This window comes from Leifsonia sp. SIMBA_070 (genome assembly GCF_046534635.1).
GTDB lineage: Bacteria > Actinomycetota > Actinomycetes > Actinomycetales > Microbacteriaceae > Leifsonia.
The window spans coordinates 1-243 of the sequence record NZ_JAWRYK010000801.1 but is presented as its reverse complement, the minus strand read 5'-3'; the positions used below and the strand labels follow the sequence as shown (position 1 = coordinate 243).

Annotated in this window: 1 protein-coding gene; it reads right to left on the bottom strand. The window is 56.0% G+C overall.

Annotation, left to right across the window (positions count from 1 at the left end; all coding sequences use genetic code 11):
• Positions 1-243: efflux RND transporter permease subunit (locus SB754_RS22425; protein ID WP_410784482.1), on the bottom strand; the 243-nt coding region annotated here is incomplete at both ends.

The following is a 243-nucleotide window of genomic DNA, read 5'->3' as shown; positions in this document are numbered from 1 at the left end:
CAGCCGTAAGCACCAGCGTAATCCCCACCACTGCGCCGGTGATTTCCTTCATGGCTTTTACCGTTGCGTCTCTGGGAGATAGCCCCTCTTCTGCCATCAGGCGTTCAACGTTTTCCACCACAACAATGGCGTCATCCACGATGATGCCGATAGCCAGCACCATGCCATACATGGTCAGCACGTTGATAGAGAACCCGGCCAGCATCATGATGGTGAAGGTGCCGAGTAGTGCCACCGGCGCAA